This is a genomic window from Burkholderia sp. Bp9143 (assembly GCF_003853645.1).
GTDB lineage: Bacteria > Pseudomonadota > Gammaproteobacteria > Burkholderiales > Burkholderiaceae > Burkholderia.
Genome location: NZ_QTPO01000012.1, coordinates 133,983 through 151,668, shown reverse-complemented (window position 1 = coordinate 151,668; position 17,686 = coordinate 133,983). Strand labels below are relative to the sequence as shown.

Here is a 17,686-nt window from a genome sequence, read left to right as displayed (position 1 = left end):
CTCCTTGCAAGCCCGGTCGTGCGGTCACGCGGGCTGTCAGCCGTTGAACCCGCGCCCGGCCTTCGCCAGTTCGACGATCGACGGCGCGAGCTGCCACGCGTCGCCGTTCGGCGCGGCCGCATAGCGGCGGATCGCGCGCTCGACGTTGTAGAGGCCGACCATGTCCGCATACAGCATCGGGCCGCCCCGCCACAGCGGGAAGCCGTAACCGGTCAGATAGACCATGTCGATGTCGGACGCCTTCGACGCGATCTTCTCCTCGAGGATCTTCGCGCCTTCGTTGACGAGCGCGAACACGAGCCGCTCGACGATCTCGTCGTCGCCGATCTTGCGCCGTTCGACGCCGCGCTCCTTCGAATACGCGACGACCATCTCGTCGACGAGCGCCGACGGCTTCGCCTTGCGCTCGCCCGGCACGTAGTCGTACCAGCCGCCGCCCGTCTTCTGGCCGAAGCGGCCCTGCTCGCACAGGCGGTCGGCGATCTTCGAGTACTGCAGATCGGGCTTCTCGACATAGCGGCGCTTGCGGATCGCCCAGCCGATGTCGTTGCCGGCGAGGTCGCTCATCCGGAACGGCCCCATCGCGAAACCGAACGTCTCGATCGCGCGATCGACCTGCGCGGGCAGCGCGCCTTCCTCGAGCATGAAGAGGGCCTGGCGGATGTACTGCTCGATCATCCGGTTGCCGATGAAGCCGTCGCACACGCCCGACACGACCGCCGTCTTGCGGATCTTCCTGGCCACCGCCATCACGGTGGCGAGCACGTCCTTCGCGGTCTGCGCGCCGCGCACGACCTCGAGCAGCTTCATCACGTTCGCGGGGCTGAAGAAGTGCATGCCGACCACGTCCTGCGGACGCTTCGTGAACGCGGCAATCTTGTCGACGTCGAGCGTCGACGTGTTCGATGCAAGGATCGCACCGGGCTTCGCCACGGCGTCGAGCTGGCCGAACACCTGCTCCTTCACGCCGAGCTCCTCGAACACGGCCTCGACGATCAGGTCCGCATCCTTCAGGTCGTCGTAGGAAAGCGTGGGCGTGATCAGCGCCATGCGCGCGTCGAGCTTCTGCTGCGTGAGCTTGCCCTTCTTCACCTGCGCGTCGTAGTTCTTGCGGATCGTGGCCAGACCGCGGTCGAGCGCATCCTGCTTCGTCTCGAGCAGCGTGACGGGCAGGCCCGCGTTGATGAAGTTCATCGCGATCCCGCCGCCCATCGTGCCTGCGCCGATCACGCCGACGCGACGGATCTCGCGCACCGGCGTATCGGCCGGCACGTCGGGAATCTTGCTCGCCGCGCGCTCGCCGAAGAACGCATGCCGCAGCGCGCGGCTTTCCGGCGTCATCATCAGCGCGACGAAGCCGTCGCGCTCGGCGACGCTGCCCTTGTCGAAGCCATTCAGCACGCCGGCCTCGATCGCGTCGATGCACTTGTGCGGCGCGGGGAAATTCGGCGCGGCGGCCCGCGCGGAATTGCGCGCGAACTGGATGAAGCCCGCGACGTTCTCGTGGACGATCTTGCGATCGCGCACGCGCGGATGCGGCCCCTGCTGCGCGCCGACCTTGCGCGCGAACGCGACGGCCGCGTCGAGCAGGTCGCCGTCGGCCATCTCGTCGAACAGCCCGCTCTTCGCGAGCTGCTCCGACGGCACCGGCGCGCCCGACACGATCATGTTCAGCGCGGTTTCGAGGCCCACCGCACGCGGCAGGCGCTGCGTGCCGCCCGCGCCCGGCAGCAGGCCGAGCTTCACTTCGGGCAGCGCGACCTGCGCACCGGGTGCCGCGACGCGATAGTGCGCGCCGAGCGCAAGCTCGAGGCCGCCGCCCATCACGACGCTGTGCAGCGCCGCGACGACCGGCTTCGCGCTTGCCTCCACCGCGCGGATCACGGTGTGCAGCGTCGGTTCCTGCAAGGCCTTCGGGGTATTGAATTCGGTGATGTCGGCGCCGCCCGAGAACGCGCGGCCCGCGCCGGTCAGCACGATCGCCGTGACCGACGGATCCTGCGCGGCGCGATCGAGCGCGTCCATGACGCCCTGGCGCGTCGACAGGCCGAGCCCATTGACGGGCGGATTGTTGAGCGTGATGACGGCCACGCCGTCGCGAGTCGAGTAATCCACTGCCATCTGCCTGCCTCCATGCATCGCGCGCCGGGGTGGCTGCGCTTCATTGTCCGCGGTCGAACGGCCGCATGTCCGGATCGAACGGAGGCAGCATACAACGAAAAAGCACGGTCGTTCAATTTGATTTTTTCCCGATCCGGGGGCCGGATCGGGCGACCGTGCGGCAGGCCATCACCGGCCGCCGCTTACGGCGCGCAGACCGCCGTCGGCAGCACGTAGTCGCGGAACGTCTCGCGCAGCTTCAGCTTCTGCAGCTTGCCGGTCGCGGTGTGCGGCAGCGATTCGACGAACACGACGTCGTCGGGCACCCACCACTTCGCGACCTTGCCTTCGTAGAACGCGAGCAGCGCGTCGCGGGTCAGGTTCGCCCCCTCGCGCGGCACCACGACGAGGAGCGGTCGCTCGGTCCATTTCGGGTGCGCGCACGCGATGCAGGCTGCCTCGGCGACACCCGGGTGCGCGATCGCGACGTTCTCGATGTCGATCGAGCTGATCCACTCGCCGCCTGACTTGATCACGTCCTTGCTGCGGTCGGTGATCTGCAGGAAGCCGTCGGGGTCGATCGTCGCGACGTCGCCGGTCGGGAACCAGCCGTCCGACAGCGGCGACGTATCGCTCCTGAAGTAGTGATCGATCACCCAGGGCCCGCGCACCTGCAGTTCGCCGAACGCGACGCCATCCCACGGCAATTCGCGGCCGTCGTCGCCGACGATCCGCATGTCGACGCCGCAGATCACGCGCCCCTGCTTCTCCAGCAGCCGGCGCTGCGCGTCGAGCGGCCGCTGCGACTGCGCCCAGTTCAGCTTCGCGAGCGTGCCGAGCGGCGACAACTCGGTCATCCCCCACGCGTGGATCACGCGCACGCCGTATTCGTCCTCGAACGTGCGCAGCATCGCGGGCGGGCACGCGGAGCCGCCGATCACCGTGCGGTTCAGCGTCGAGAAGCGCACGCCGGCCTCGCGCATGTAGTTCAGCAGCCCGAGCCACACGGTCGGCACGCCCGCGGAGAACGTCACGCGTTCGGCCTCCATCAGTTCGTACAGCGACTTGCCGTCGAGGTCCTTGCCGGGCAGCACGAGCTTGCCGCCCGTGAGCGGCACCGCATACGGCAGCCCCCACGCGTTCACATGGAACATCGGCACGACGGGCAGCACCGCGTCCAGCGCAGACAGGTTCATCGCGTCGGGCAGCGCGGCGCCGTAGGCGTGCAGCACCGTCGAGCGATGCGAATACAGCACGCCCTTCGGATTGCCGGTCGTGCCCGACGTGTAGCACAGGCCCGATGCCTGCAGTTCGTCGAGGCGCGGCCAGTCGTAACGGCCGTCCTCGGCGTCGACGAGCGTTTCGTAGCTCAGGTACGGCGTCGCGCCGGACGGCAGGTGCGCGGCGTCGGTCATCGCGATCCAGCCCTTCACGTGCGGACACTGCGGCGCGATCGCGTCGACGAGCGGCGCGAAATTGATGTCGAAGAAGATGTAGCGGTCTTCCGCGTGATTGACGATGTACGCGATCTGCTCGGGGAAGAGGCGCGGGTTGATCGTATGGCACACGGCGCCCATCCCGCCGATCCCGTAATACGCCTCCAGATGCCGGTAGCCGTTCCAAGCCAGCGTGCCGACGCGGTCGCCCGATTCGACACCGAGCCACGCGAGCGCCTGCGCGAGGCGCTTCGCGCGTTGCTCGCAGTCGCGGTACGTGTAGCGATGCAGGTCGCCTTCCACGCGCCTCGAGACGATCTCCGTGTCGCCCGCATAACGCGCGGCGTGCGCGATCAGCGACGACACCAGCAACGGCATGTCCATCATCTGGCCCAGCAACGGCTTGCCCATCGTCTTGTTCTCCCTGAAGGAAGCGAATCGGTGACCAGCCTCGAAGCGGTGCGCCAGCTTGCGGCCCGTCCACGGCCCGGACAGGCGTGGCGCAAGACGCGCGGGCCGCCATGCGGGCGGCGCGACGCCGCCTTACAATATCGGCTTACCCAGAGGCGCTCAACATGTCGTTTTCCCGAAGCGCAGCCGATACGGCTGACACTCTCCCCGACCTCGCCGCCACGCTCGGCGCGCCAGCCGTTGGCGCGTTCGTCGCGCTCGGCGACGCGTTTCATACGCGGCTGCCGGCCGCGCCGCTGCCCGCGCCGTACGTCGTCGGCTTTTCCGATGAAGTCGCGCACCTGCTCGGCCTGCCGGCATCGCTCGCGGCGCGACCCGGATTCGCCGAGCTGTTCGCCGGCAACCCGACGCGCGATTGGCCCGCGAGCGCGATGCCGTACGCATCGGTGTATTCCGGTCACCAGTTCGGCGTGTGGGCCGGCCAGCTCGGCGACGGCCGCGCGCTGACGATCGGCGAACTCGCCAGCGCCGACGGCCAGCGCTACGAACTGCAGATCAAGGGCGGCGGCCGCACGCCGTATTCGCGGATGGGCGACGGCCGTGCGGTGCTGCGTTCGTCGATCCGCGAATTCCTGTGTTCGGAAGCCATGCATCACCTCGGCATTCCGACCACCCGCGCGCTCACGGTGATCGGCTCCGACCAGCCGGTGGTGCGCGAGGAGATCGAGACGTCGGCCGTCGTCACGCGCGTGTCGGAGAGCTTCGTGCGCTTCGGCCATTTCGAGCACTTCTTCTCGAACGATCGCCCGGACCTGCTGCGCCAGCTCGCCGATCACGTGATCGATCGCTTCTATCCCGCATGCCGCGACGCCGACGATCCGTACCTCGCGCTGCTCGAAGCCGCGACGCTGCGCACGGCCGACCTCGTCGCGCAATGGCAGGCGGTCGGCTTCTGCCACGGCGTGATGAACACCGACAACATGTCGATCCTCGGCGTGACGATCGACTACGGCCCGTTCGGCTTCGTCGACGCGTTCGATGCGAACCACATCTGCAACCACTCGGACACGAGCGGCCGCTACGCGTACCGGATGCAGCCGCGCATCGCGCACTGGAACTGCTACTGCCTCGCACAGGCGCTGCTGCCGCTGATCGGGCTGCAGCACGGGATCGCCGACGACGATGCGCGCGCCGAGCGCGCGGTCGACGACGCGCAGGCCGTGCTCGCGAAGTTTCCGGAACGCTTCGGCCCCGCGCTCGAACGCGCGATGCGCGCGAAGCTCGGCCTCGCGCTCGAACGCGAGAGCGATGCCGAGCTCGCGAACAAGCTGCTCGAAACGATGCACGCGAGCCATGCGGACTTCACGCTGACGTTCCGCCGGCTCGCGCAACTATCGAAGCACGACGCGAGCCGCGACGCGCCGGTGCGCGACCTGTTCATCGATCGCGACGCGTTCGACGCGTGGGCGAACCTCTACCGCGCGCGACTGTCCGAGGAGACGCGCGACGACGCGACCCGCGCGGCCGCGATGAATCGCGCGAACCCGAAATACGTGCTGCGCAACCATCTGGCCGAAGTCGCGATCCGGCGTGCGAAGGAAAAGGATTTTTCCGAAGTCGAGCGACTCGCGCAGGTGCTGCGCCGACCGTTCGACGAACAACCGGAACATGAAGCGTATGCGGCATTGCCGCCCGACTGGGCCGGGTCGCTCGAAGTGAGCTGCTCGTCGTGAACCGCACGACCCGACCGACCGATCAGGAGAACTCCCACATGTCACACGATTCCGACGATAAAACCTTCCCTTACCAGAAGGACGACGCCGAACTGCGCCGCCGGCTCACGCCGATGCAGTACGAGGTCACGCAGCATGCGGCGACCGAGCGCGCGTTCACCGGCGAATACACCGACACCGAGGACGCCGGCATCTACACATGCGTCGTCTGCAGCACGCCGCTGTTCGAATCCGGCGCGAAATTCCATTCGGGCTGCGGCTGGCCCAGCTACTTCAAGCCGCTGAACGGCGAGGTGATCGACGAGAAGATCGACCGCTCGCACGGGATGGTGCGCGTCGAGGTCCGCTGCAACCATTGCGGCGCGCATCTCGGCCACGTGTTCGAGGACGGCCCGCGCGACCAGACCGGTTTGCGGTACTGCATCAATTCGGCTGCGTTAAACTTCGAGTCCCGACCCGAAAACGAATGAGCGGCACCGGACGGATCGGTCGGACAGCCTTCCCGGCTGCCCCGATCCCGGACGGTGGCGCCTGGCGGGTCCCCACAACGGTGAAAGGCCGCGCGATGCGGCCTTTCACGCAGCTGCGAGCGCCATGAAATTCCTGTTCGATCTGTTTCCGATCATCCTGTTTTTCGCCGCCTTCAAGGTCTGGGGCATCTTCACCGCCACCGCCGTCGCGATCGTCGCGACGCTGGCCCAGGTCGCGTGGGTCGCCTTCCGGCACCGGAAAGTCGACACGATGCTGTGGGTCAGTCTCGGCGTGATCGTCGTCTTCGGTGGTGCCACCCTCGTCCTGCATGACGAGAAATTCATTCAATGGAAACCGACTGTGCTGTACTGGCTGTTTGCGATCGGGCTGTTTGCCGCGCGCTATGTATTCGGCAACAACCTGATCGAGAAGATGATGGGCAAGCAGCTCACGCTGCCGCACCCCGTGTGGGACAAGCTGAACGTCGCGTGGGCACTGTTCTTCGCGGTGCTCGGCGTCGCGAACCTGTACGTGGTGCACAACTACACCGAATCGCAATGGGTGAACTTCAAGCTGTTCGGCACGACGGGCGCGATGGTCGTGTTCATCATCCTGCAGAGCCTGTGGCTCACGAAGTACCTGAAGGACGAATGACATGACCGACACCTTTCTCGACGCCTCGCCCGACGAACGCATCGCGCTGATCGAAGCGCGCCTGACCGCATCGCTCGCGCCGCTGTCGCTCGCGGTGCGCGACGACAGCGCGCAGCACGCGGGCCACGCCGGCGCGGCCGCCGGCGGCCATTACACGGTGACGATCGTGTCGGCCGCCTTCGCGGGCAAGCCGCGCGTCGCACGGCACCGGCTGGTGTATGATGCGCTCGCTGATGCGATGCAGCGCGGCATTCACGCGCTCGCGATCGTGGCTTACACGCCCGAAGAATTCAACGAATCTTCAATCTAGTCTCAACAGGAATTCCCGATGATCCTGAAATCCCCCCGCCTGTGGGTCGCGGCGGCTGCCTTTGCAGCGGCACCGGCATTCGCCCAGAACATCGCCGTCGTCAACGGCACGCCGATTCCGAAGTCGCGCGCCGATGCGATGGTCGCGCAGCTCGTCCAGCAAGGCCAGACCGACAGCCCGCAACTGCAGCAAGCCGTGCGCCAGGAACTCGTGAACCGCGAAATCCTGATGCAGGAAGCGATCCGCGAAGGCATCCCGAACCGCCCGGACGTGAAGGCGCAGGTCGCCGTCGCGCAGCAGACGGTCGTGCTGCGCTCGATGATCGAGAGCTTCCTGAAGAAGAACCAGCCGACCGACGCGGAAGTGAAGGCGCGCTACGACGATCTCGTGAAGGGTGCCGGCGGCAACCGCGAGTATCACCTGCACCACATCCTCGTCGACAGCGAACAGCAGGCGAAGGACCTGATCTCGAAGATCAAGGGCGGCGCGAAGTTCGAGGATCTGGCGAAGCAGTACTCGAAGGATCCGGGCTCGGGCAAGAACGGCGGCGACCTCGACTGGTCCGACCCGAAGGCGTACGTGCCGGAATTCGCAGCCGCCGCGCAGAAGCTGCAGAAAGGCCAGATGACCGACGCGCCGGTGAAGACGCAGTTCGGCTGGCATATCATCCGTGTCGACGACATCCGCGACATCGCCCCGCCGCCGTTCGACCAGGTGAAGGCGCAGATCGCGCAACAGCTCGTGCAGCAGAAGCTGCAGGCGTTCGAGGAAGGCCTGCGCCAGCAGGCGAAGATCCAGTAACGTCGGCGACGATCGCCCACGCAAAGGCCGCTCCCAGAGCGGCCTTTTTTCTTTTTCACGCATGCTGGCGGTCAGCCGGTTCACGCGGCGAGCGCACAAAGAAAAAGCCGCTTCAAGGCGGCTTTTCAGGTCTGCGGGAGCTCGTACGGGCGGCGCAGCAACCCGCTATGCCGGATGGAACGCATCGTGGTAGCGGACCTCACCCGACGGCCGCGGCGCGGCTTGGTCGAACGGCAGCGCGAGAAAATACTCGGGCGGCGCATCCGCGAACACGAGATCGCGGGACGGCACAAAGCCGAAACGCGCGTAGTACGCGGGATCGCCGAGCACGACACAGCCGCGCGCACCGAGCCGGCGCAACGCATCGAGCCCCGTGCGCACGAGCCCCGCACCGATGCTCTGGCACCGGCATTCGGGCAGCACCGCGAGCGGCGCGAGCCCGTACCACGCGTGGCTGCCGGCCGGCTCGCCGCCAATCGAGACCGGCGAGAACGCGACGTGACCGATCACGCGCTCGTCGCGCTCCGCGACGAGCGACACGCTGAGCGCACCCTCCGCACGCAGCGCGTCGACGATCCGCCGTTCGAACTGCCCGTGCTGCGGCTCGTCCGCGAACGCAGCCGCGATCACGCGACCGATCGCATCGACGTCGCGCGCGCGTTCGTCGCGCAGCGTGACGATCTCGACCGGTGCGTGCGGATCGAGCATCAGCCGATCCAGCGGCGTGCGTTACGGAACACGCGCATCCACGGGCTCGCTTCGCCCCAGCCTTCCGGATGCCAGCTCATCGTGACCGTGCGGTGCACGCGCTCCATGTGCGGCATCAACACCGAGAAGCGGCCGTCGGCCGTCGTGACCGACGTGATGCCGGCCGGCGACCCGTTCGGGTTCAGCGGATAACGCTCGGTCGCTTCGCCGCGGTGGTCGACGTAGCGCATCGCAACCGCGACGCGATCGATGTCGCCCTGCTGCGAGAAATCCGCATAGCCTTCGCCGTGCGCGACCGCCACCGGAATCCGCGAGCCTTCCATCCCCGCGAAGAAGATCGACGGCGACTTCTCCACTTCGACGAACGAGAAGCGCGCCTCGAACTGCTCGGACTTGTTGCGCGTGAACTTCGGCCACGCTTCCGCACCCGGGATCATCGACGCAAGGCTCGACAGCATCTGGCAACCGTTGCAGATGCCGAGCGCGAACGTGTCCGGGCGCGCGAAGAAGGCCGAGAACATGTCGGCGAGGTTCGCGTTGAAGCGGATCGTCTTGGCCCAGCCTTCGCCGGCACCCAGCACGTCGCCGTACGAGAAGCCTCCGCATGCCACCGCGCCCGCGAAATCGGCGAGCGTCGCGCGGCCGGCCAGCAGGTCGCTCATGTGCACGTCGTGCGCGTCGAAGCCCGCGCGGTCGAACGCATACGCCGTTTCGAGGTGCGAGTTCACGCCCTGCTCGCGCAGGATCGCGACGCGCGGGCGCGCGCCCGTCGCGATGAACGGCGCCGCGATGTCGTCGGCCGGATCGAAGGTCAGCACCGGCGAGATGCCCGGATCGGCCGCGTCGAGCAGCGCGTCGTATTCGGCGTCCGCGCAAGCGGGGTTGTCGCGCAGGCGCGCGATGCGCCAGCTCACTTCGCCCCATGCGCGATGGAGGTCGGCGCGCGGCGCGTCGAACACCTTCTTCGCGTCGCGGTACACCTCGATCACGTCGCGATCGTTGACCGTGCCGATCACGTGCGAGCACGCCGACAGGCCGAACTCGCGCAGCGCGCCGAGCACCGCGTCGCGATCGATCGCGCGCACCTGCACGACGGCGCCGAGCTCTTCCGAGAACAGCGCGCGCAGCGTGCGATCCTCGCGACGGCCGCTCGTCTGCTTCGCCCAGTCCTTCGCGTCGCCATAGTCCGATTCATGATTCGGGTCGAGCGTCAGCATGTCGACGTTCAGCGACACGCCCGCGTGACCCGCGAACGCCATTTCGCACACCGTCGCCCACAGGCCGCCGTCCGAGCGGTCGTGGTACGCGAGCAGCTTGTCTTGCGCATTGAGCGACTGGATCGCGTTGAAGAAGCCCTTCAGGTCTTCCGGATCGTCGACGTCCGGCGTCGCGTCACCGACCTGCTGCGTGACCTGCGCGAAAATGCTGCCGCCCATCCGGTTCTTGCCGCGGCCGAGATCGATCGCGATCAGCACGCTGTCGCCCGCGTCGGCGATGCGGCGCAGTTGCGGCGTCAGGTGACGGCGCACGTCCTCGACCGGTGCGAACGCGGAGATGATCAGCGACACCGGCGACACCACTTCCTTCGCGACGCCCTGCTCGTCCCACTTGGTCTTCATCGACAGCGAGTCCTTGCCGACCGGGATGCCGATCCCGAGCGCCGGGCACAGCTCCATGCCGATCGCCTTGACCGTGTCAAACAGCGCGGCGTCCTCGCCGGCCGTGCCGCACGCGGCCATCCAGTTCGCCGACAGCTTCAGCTTGTCGAGCGCCGCGATCGGCGCGCTCGCGATGTTCGTGATCGCCTCGCCGACAGCCATGCGGCCCGATGCCGGCGCGTCGATCACCGCGAGCGGCGTGCGCTCGGCCATCGTCATCGCCTCACCCTTGAAGCCCGCATAGTCGAGCGCGGTCACCGCGCAGTCGGCCACCGGCACCTGCCACGGGCCGACCATCTGGTCGCGCACCGACGTGCCGCCGACCGAACGGTCGCCGATCGTGATCAGGAACGACTTGCTGCCGACCGTCGGGTGCTTCAGCACCTCGACCGCGACTTCCGACAGCGCGATGCCCGTCACGTCGACCGGCGCGCGCTCGGTCGCGACGCGCGCGACGTCGCGGTGCATGCGCGGCGGCTTGCCGAGCAGCACTTCCATCGGCATGTCGACCGGGAATTCCTCGATGCCCGTTGCTTCGTCGTCGACGAGCTTCAGCTCGCGTTCGTCGGTCGCGACACCGACCACCGCGAACGGGCAGCGCTCGCGTGCGCAGATCGCCTCGAAGCGCGGCAGGTCGGCCGGCGCGATCGCCAGCACGTAGCGCTCCTGCGCCTCGTTCGACCAGATTTCACGCGGCGACAGGCCCGATTCCTCGAGTGCGACCTTGCGCAGTTCGAAGCGTGCGCCCTTGCCCGCGCCGTCGACGATTTCGGGGAACGCGTTCGACAGGCCGCCCGCGCCGACGTCGTGGATGCTCAGGATCGGGTTTTCCGCGCCGAGCTGCCAGCAGCCGTTGATCACTTCCTGCGCGCGCCGCTCGATTTCCGGGTTGCCGCGCTGCACCGAGTCGAAATCGAGTTCGGCCGTGTTCGCGCCGGTCGCCATCGAGCTCGCCGCGCCGCCGCCCATGCCGATCCGCATGCCGGGGCCGCCGATCTGGATCAGCAGGGAGCCGGCCGGCACGTCGTGCTTGTGCGTGTGTTGATCCGCGATGTTGCCGAGGCCGCCCGCGATCATGATCGGCTTGTGATAGCCGCGCACCTGGCCGTCGACGTTCTGCTCGTACACGCGGAAGTAGCCGCCGAGGTTCGGACGGCCGAATTCGTTGTTGAACGCGGCGCCGCCGAGCGGGCCGTCGATCATGATCTGCAGCGGCGACGCGATGCGGTCCGGACGGCCGTACGGGCCGTGCGCATCGTTCGGGTTGCGCTCGCCGACCGGCTGCGCCGCGTCACGTGCGTTTTCCCACGACTGGCGTGCATCCGGCAGGTCGAGGTTCGACACCGTGAAGCCGGTCAGGCCGGCCTTCGGACGCGCACCGCGGCCCGTCGCACCTTCGTCGCGGATCTCGCCGCCCGCGCCGGTCGCCGCGCCCGGGAACGGCGAGATCGCCGTCGGGTGGTTGTGCGTCTCGACCTTCATCAGCGTGTGCGTGAGCTCGGTGTGGCGACCATAGCGTTCGCCCGGCTCGCCGGCCGCGCCCGCGTTGCGCGGGAACCAGCGCTCGGCTTCGGCGCCGACCATGATCGACGAGTTGTCCGAATACGCGACGATCGTGCCTTGCGGGCTCAGCTTCTCAGTGTTGCGGATCATCGCGAACAGCGACATGTCCTGCGCTTCGCCGTCGATCGTCCACTGCGCGTTGAAGATCTTGTGGCGGCAGTGCTCGCTGTTCGCCTGCGCGAACATCATCAGTTCGACGTCGGTCGGGTTGCGTTCGAGCTTGCGGAACGCGTCGACCAGGTAGTCGATCTCGTCGTCGGCGAGCGCGAGGCCCAGCTCGACGTTCGCGCGCTCGAGCGCGGCGCGGCCGACGCCCAGCACGTCGACGGTCGCGAGCGGCTTGGCCGGCAGCTCGTCGAACAGGTGCTTCGCGTCGTCGCGCGCGGCGACCACGCTTTCGGTCATCCGGTCATGCAGCGCGGCTGCCACCGCGGCGCGTGCGTCGTCGGACAGCGCCTTCTTGCCGCCGAGCAGGCCCGACTTCAGCGTGACCGTGAATTCGACGCCGCGCTCGATGCGGCGCACCTGCGTGAGGCCGCAGTGCTGCGCGATGTCGGTTGCCTTGCTCGCCCACGGCGAAACCGTGCCGAAGCGCGGCAGCACGACGAAGGTCTCGGCCGTCCCCTTTTCGGCCGCCGGCTCGAACGGCGCACCGTAGTGCATCAGCGCGTCGATGCGTGCGCTGTCGTCCGCCGACAGCGGCTCGGCCGCATTGACGAAGTGCAGGAACTGGCCGCGCACCGCGACGATGTTGGCGTCGATTTGCCTGAGCGTGTCGAGCAGACGGGTTTGACGGAAATCGGAGAGGGCCGAAGCGCCGGGAAAACACGAGAAGTGAGCCATGGGCTGGACTGACGTCGATGAGTCGCGCGAGGTGGCGACGTGGGGCGAAAGGAAGGCCGTAATTATACCCGGAAGTCGGTCGTCCCAGACCGGCTGATCCGCACCCGTCACGCACCGCGACAGTGCACCGGCATCCGCCGCGCACAACCGCCCGCCGGACCGGTGCGCGCGGCCGCGGCGGCCGGTGACTGCACCGCGGCGGAATCGGATGGGATCGCGTGACGCCGGTTTGCGCGATTTTGGCGCTATCATTCCCGGTTCACCGGGCCGGGGGCCCGTCAGCGAATTCTCACCGGGCGGCATGCACGCCGCCCGTCATCGAAGCAATCCATGGATGTCATCGTCATCGGCGGCGGAATCAGCGGCGTCGCCACCGCCTACCAGCTGCGCGCGGCCGGCCATCGCGTGTGCGTGGTCGAACGCCACGCGACCGTCGCGCAGGGCGCGACCTACGGCGACGGCGGCACGCTGCTGCCGAGCCCGCTCGACGTCTGGTTCGGCCCGACCTTCATGCGCCAGCGCCAGCCGCGCGACACCGGCATCGTCTACAAGCCGGGCTTCAACGGCGGCGTGCGCCGCTTCGTCAAGCAGCTCGCCGCGCTGCGCGAGCCCGACGCGTTCGCCACGCAGTATGCGCGGCTGCGCCCGTTGATCGACGCGTCGCGCGAGTCGATCGCCGACATCGAGGCGCGCTTCCAGCTCGAATTCGAGCAGAAACCCGGGATCCTGCACGTCGTGCGCGACCCGCGCGACTGGGAAGCGCTGCAGCCGGCGCTCGACCTGCTGCGCACGCTTGACCAGCCGTACCGGGTGCTCACGGCCGACGAATGCGCGGCACTCGAGCCGTCGGTGCCGGCCGAGCCCGGTTTCGCCGGCGGCGTGCTGCTCGAGAGCGAGCGCACCGGAAACTGCCCGCTGTTCGCGAAACTGGTCAAGCAGACGCTCGACGAGCACGGCGTGCAGTTCCGCTTCGGCGCGGACGTGGCCGCGATCCGCGTCGACACCGGCCGCGCCGCGGTCGAGCTCGCGCCGCCGGCCGGCGGTCGGCGCGCGACGAAAGCGCACGAGGTCGACGTGATTTCGGCCGACGCGATCGTGGTCGCCGCCGGCGCCGGCAGCCTGCCGCTGCTCGAGCGGCTCGGCTGGCGGCTGCCGCTGCATCCGGTTCGCGCACATACGCTGACCGCCCCGGTCGCGTACGAAGAACATGCGCCGCACCTGAGCGTCGTCGATTCGATCAAGCGGATCTCGATCACGCGCACCCACCAGCGGCTGCGCATCGGTGGCGGCGCCGTGCTGCAGAGCCTCGCCGACACCGCGAAGCCCCTCCCCGAGCCGCTGTCCGAGGCCGCTCTCGCGCTGCTCGGCCAGGCCGTGCACGACTGGGTGCCGGGTGCCGCGAAGATTTCCGCCGCGCTGTCGTGGCAAGGCTCGCAACTGCTGTCGCCGGACGGCCTGCCGGTCGTCGGTCCGACCCCGCATCCGCGCGTGTTCGTCAATGTCGGTCACGGTCCGGCCGGTTGGGGCCTCGCGTGCGGGTCTGCTAAAGTGGTGACAGACTATCTGGCCGGCGACACGCAGCAGTGGCCCGCCGACACGCTCGCCGCGCTGAGCGCCGCGCGCTTCACGACCTGACCGCCGCGGGCTCGTCCCGGGGCGGCTCCCTTGCGCCGCCATGACCCCGCGATGACGAATACCCGCCCGCTTCCCGACTCCGCCCCGCTCGCGCTGCTGCGCGTCGCCGACCTGCGCGCGGCCGAGGCCGCCGCGACCGCCGAACTGCCGCCGCACACGCTGATGGGCCGCGCGGGCGCCGCCGCCGCGCGCTGGCTGTCCGAACGGGTCGCCGGCGACGATCGCCCGGTCTGGTTCGCCGTCGGCCCCGGCAACAACGGCGGCGATGCGCTGGTGGCCGCCGCCGAGCTGCAGCAGCTCGGCGTCGCGACGCAGGCCTGGATGCCCGTGCCGGTCAAGCCGGACGACGCACGATGGGCGCTCGGCCTCGCGCGCGCGGCCGGCGTGCCGCTGTCGACCGAACCGCCCGCGTCGCTCGACGATTACGCGTGGGTCGTCGACGGACTATTCGGCATCGGCCTCGGTCGCGCACTCGACGGCCCATTCGCCGCCCAGGCCGCGCGCATCGCCGCGCATGCCCGAAGCGGCGGCCGCGTGCTCGCGCTCGACGTGCCGAGCGGACTGGACAGCGACACGGGCCGGATCGTCGGCGCGGGTGTCGCCGTCGCCGCGACGCACACGCTCACCTTCATCGGCGCGAAGCCGGGCCTTTACACCGGCGACGGCCGCGACCTCGCCGGCGCGATCGACATCGCGTCGCTCGACGTCGCACCGCCCGCCGCGCCGGCCGTCGTGCTGAATGCGCCGGCACGATTCGCCGACGCGTTGCCCGCCCGCGCATTCGCGTCGCACAAGGGCACGTTCGGCAGCCTGGCGGTGCTCGGCGGCGATACCGGCATGTGCGGCGCGCCGATCCTCGCCGCGCGTGCCGCGCTGTTCGCGGGCGCCGGCAAGGTGCATGTCGGCTTGCTTGGCGCCGGCGCGCCGCCGTACGACCCGCCCTTTCCCGAACTGATGCTGCACCCCGCGGACAGTCTCGACCTCGATGCGATGTCCGCGATCGCGGCAGGCTGCGGCCTCGGCGCGCGCGAGACCGCGGCCACCCTCGTGCGCGACGTGCTCGCGCACGACACCATGACGCTGCTCGACGCCGACGCGCTGAACCTCGTCGCGACGCACGCCGACCTCGCGGCCGCCGTTGCCGCCCGCGGCGCACGCGGCCATGCGTGCGTACTGACGCCGCATCCGCTCGAGGCAGCGCGGCTACTCGGCAGCGATACCGCGACGGTGCAGCACGATCGGCTGGCCGCGGCACAGGCGCTGGCCGCGCGCTACGCGAGCGTCGTCGTGCTGAAGGGTTCGGGCACGGTGATTGCGGCGCCCGACGGCCGCCTGACGATCAACCCGACCGGCAATGCGGCGCTCGCCACCGGCGGCACCGGCGACGTGCTCGGCGGACTGATCGGCGCGTTGCTCGCGCAGCGCGTCGCACCGTACGAAGCCGCGCTTGCGGGCGTGTACCTGCACGGCCTCGCGGCCGATACGCTGACCGCGCACGGCACGGGACCGGCCGGCCTCACCGCTGGCGAACTGGCGCCGATGGTGCGCACGCTGATCAATCGCCTTTTTTACCCGTCGCCGCGCGCCGACATGTAACGCCGCTATACTGAGTGCCCCGCCGCACGGCGGGCCCGCTCGTCCGCCGGCCTTCCGATCCCGATGCGCCGGCGCGGCATTCCTCCCGATTCACGCTTCACTCGAGCCGCCATGACGCTGAATTCGCTCCCCGCCTGGACTGCCCTTCAATCCCACTTCGAACAGATCCGCCATGCGCGGCTGCGCGACTGGTTCGCGCCGGAAAACGACCGCGCGCCGACCCGTGCCGAACGCTTCACGGTCCCTGGCGGCGGCCTCGCGGCCGACTTCTCGAAGAACCGCATCAACGACGACACGCTGCGCCTGCTCGTGCAGCTGGCCCGCGAAGCGCGCGTCGAGGCGCGCCGCGACGCGATGTTCGCCGGCGAGATCGTCAACCCGACCGAAGGCCGTGCCGCGCTGCACACCGCATTGCGCGCGACCGACCCGCACGCACCGTTCCATGCGCAGGTCAGCGCCGAGCGCGCGAAGATGGCGACCTTCGCGCGCGCCGTGCGCAGCGGCGCGTGGACCGGCTACACCGGCAAGCGCATCCGCCATGTGATCAACATCGGCATCGGCGGCTCGGATCTCGGACCGAAGATGGTCACGCACGCGCTGCACCATGTCGCGACGCCTGACATCTCGACCCACTTCGTGTCGAACGTCGACGGCGCCGATCTCGCGCGCGTGCTCGAACAGGTCGACCCGGAAGAAACGCTCGCGATCGTCGTGTCGAAGACCTTCACTACGCTCGAGACGATGACGAACGCACGCTCGCTGCGCGACTGGTTCGTCGCGCGCGGCTGCCCCGAGGACGCGCTCGCGAAGCACTTCGTCGGCGTGTCGGCCAACCCGGCCGAAGTCGTGAAGTTCGGCATCGCCGCGGACAACGTGTTCGAAATGTGGGACTGGGTCGGCGGCCGCTATTCGCTATGGTCGGCGGTCGGCCTGTCGATCATGCTCGCGATCGGACCCGAGCAGTTCGACGAATTGCTCGCCGGCGCGAACGACATGGACCGCCATTTCCGTGAAGCGCCGCTCGAGCGCAACCTGCCGGTGCTGCTCGGCCTGATCGGCATCTGGTACCGCAACTTCTTCGGCTCGCAAAGCTATCTCGTCGCGCCGTATTCGGAAGCGCTGCACTACCTGCCGTCGTACCTGCAGCAGCTCGAGATGGAAAGCAACGGCAAGTCCGCGCGCCTGGACGGCACGTTCGTCGACTACCCGACGTCAGCCGTCACGTGGGGCGAGCCGGGCACCAACGGCCAGCACGCGTTTTTCCAGATGCTGCACCAGGGCCCGACGATCGTGCCGATCGACTTCATCGCGGTGCTGACGCCCGAGCATCCGCTCGCGAGCCATCATCCGAAGCTGCTCGCGAACTGCTTCGCACAGAGTGAAGCGCTGATGCTCGGCCGCACGCTCGACGAAGCGCGCAAGGTCGCCGGCCCCGGCAAGGAAGCGCTCGCGCCGCACCTGACGTTCCCGGGCAACCGCCCGACGACGACGCTGCTGGTGGATGCGCTGACGCCGCGCACGCTCGGCGCGCTGATCGCGCTCTACGAGCACAAGGTACTGGTGCAGGCGACGGTGTGGGACATCAATCCGTTCGACCAGTGGGGTGTCGAGCTCGGCAAGATTCTCGGCAAGGTCGTCGAAGCCGACCTGTCGGCCGAGTCGGTCGATCCCGCGAAGCACGATTCGTCGACGACCGCGCTGATCGAGCGCGCGCGTGCGGCGCTCAAGCGCTGACGCGACAGCATCGAACGCGTGCCGGCCGCCCGG

Annotated in this window: 12 protein-coding genes; 8 read left to right on the top strand and 4 right to left on the bottom strand. The window is 68.8% G+C overall.

Translation table 11 applies throughout. The features are described from left to right. Positions 1-36 precede the first annotated feature (36 nt). Positions 37-2,121 (bottom strand): 3-hydroxyacyl-CoA dehydrogenase NAD-binding domain-containing protein, encoded by a 2,085-nt coding sequence (locus DIE23_RS11890; RefSeq protein WP_124612292.1) that lies wholly within the window; start codon positions 2,119-2,121, stop codon positions 37-39. Between the two features lie 182 nt (positions 2,122-2,303). Further along, positions 2,304-3,947, bottom strand: a complete 1,644-nt coding sequence (locus DIE23_RS11885) for a 3-(methylthio)propionyl-CoA ligase (RefSeq protein WP_124612291.1) — start codon at positions 3,945-3,947, stop codon at positions 2,304-2,306. Positions 3,948-4,111: 164 nt separating this feature from the next. On the opposite strand from DIE23_RS11885, the gene DIE23_RS11880 reads away from it, so the two are divergent. From DIE23_RS11880 to DIE23_RS11860, 5 genes are all read left to right on the top strand, one after another. Continuing rightward, the gene (locus DIE23_RS11880; RefSeq protein WP_124612290.1) at positions 4,112-5,680 is read left to right on the top strand and encodes a YdiU family protein; all 1,569 of its coding nucleotides are present in this window, start codon (positions 4,112-4,114) and stop codon (positions 5,678-5,680) included. 38 nt (positions 5,681-5,718) lie between these two features. Beyond that, entirely contained in the window at positions 5,719-6,150 is a 432-nt protein-coding gene (gene msrB, locus DIE23_RS11875) for a peptide-methionine (R)-S-oxide reductase MsrB (protein WP_096503123.1), read from the top strand. A 124-nt stretch (positions 6,151-6,274) separates the two neighbouring features. Then, positions 6,275-6,805, top strand: a complete 531-nt coding sequence (locus DIE23_RS11870) for a septation protein A (RefSeq protein ID WP_124612289.1) — start codon at positions 6,275-6,277, stop codon at positions 6,803-6,805. Position 6,806: 1 nt separating this feature from the next. After that, positions 6,807-7,115 (top strand): BolA family transcriptional regulator, encoded by a 309-nt coding sequence (locus tag DIE23_RS11865; RefSeq protein WP_124612288.1) that lies wholly within the window; start codon positions 6,807-6,809, stop codon positions 7,113-7,115. An 18-nt stretch (positions 7,116-7,133) separates the two neighbouring features. Beyond that, a complete protein-coding gene (locus DIE23_RS11860) occupies positions 7,134-7,916 on the top strand; it encodes a peptidylprolyl isomerase (RefSeq protein ID WP_124612287.1) in 783 nt (260 codons plus the stop codon). 165 nt (positions 7,917-8,081) lie between these two features. Here DIE23_RS11860 and DIE23_RS11855 read toward each other — a convergent pair whose 3' ends face one another. Together DIE23_RS11855 and purL are read right to left on the bottom strand one after the other, a co-directional pair. Next, a complete protein-coding gene (locus tag DIE23_RS11855; protein WP_124612286.1) occupies positions 8,082-8,624 on the bottom strand; it encodes a GNAT family N-acetyltransferase in 543 nt (180 codons plus the stop codon). After that, the gene (gene purL / locus DIE23_RS11850) at positions 8,624-12,688 is read right to left on the bottom strand and encodes a phosphoribosylformylglycinamidine synthase (protein ID WP_124612285.1); all 4,065 of its coding nucleotides are present in this window, start codon (positions 12,686-12,688) and stop codon (positions 8,624-8,626) included. The genes DIE23_RS11855 and purL overlap by 1 nt, the downstream gene beginning before the upstream one ends. A gap of 330 nt (positions 12,689-13,018) precedes the next feature. On the opposite strand from purL, the gene DIE23_RS11845 reads away from it, so the two are divergent. From DIE23_RS11845 to pgi, 3 genes are all read left to right on the top strand, one after another. Then, positions 13,019-14,323 (top strand): FAD-dependent oxidoreductase, encoded by a 1,305-nt coding sequence (locus DIE23_RS11845; RefSeq protein WP_124612284.1) that lies wholly within the window; start codon positions 13,019-13,021, stop codon positions 14,321-14,323. A gap of 51 nt (positions 14,324-14,374) precedes the next feature. After that, complete coding sequence (locus DIE23_RS11840) at positions 14,375-15,919, top strand: NAD(P)H-hydrate dehydratase (RefSeq protein WP_124612283.1); 1,545 nt, start codon at positions 14,375-14,377, stop codon at positions 15,917-15,919. A gap of 111 nt (positions 15,920-16,030) precedes the next feature. Then, positions 16,031-17,653, top strand: coding sequence for a glucose-6-phosphate isomerase (gene pgi / locus DIE23_RS11835; RefSeq protein WP_124612282.1), 1,623 nt, complete (start codon positions 16,031-16,033; stop codon positions 17,651-17,653). Positions 17,654-17,686: the final 33 nt, after the last annotated feature.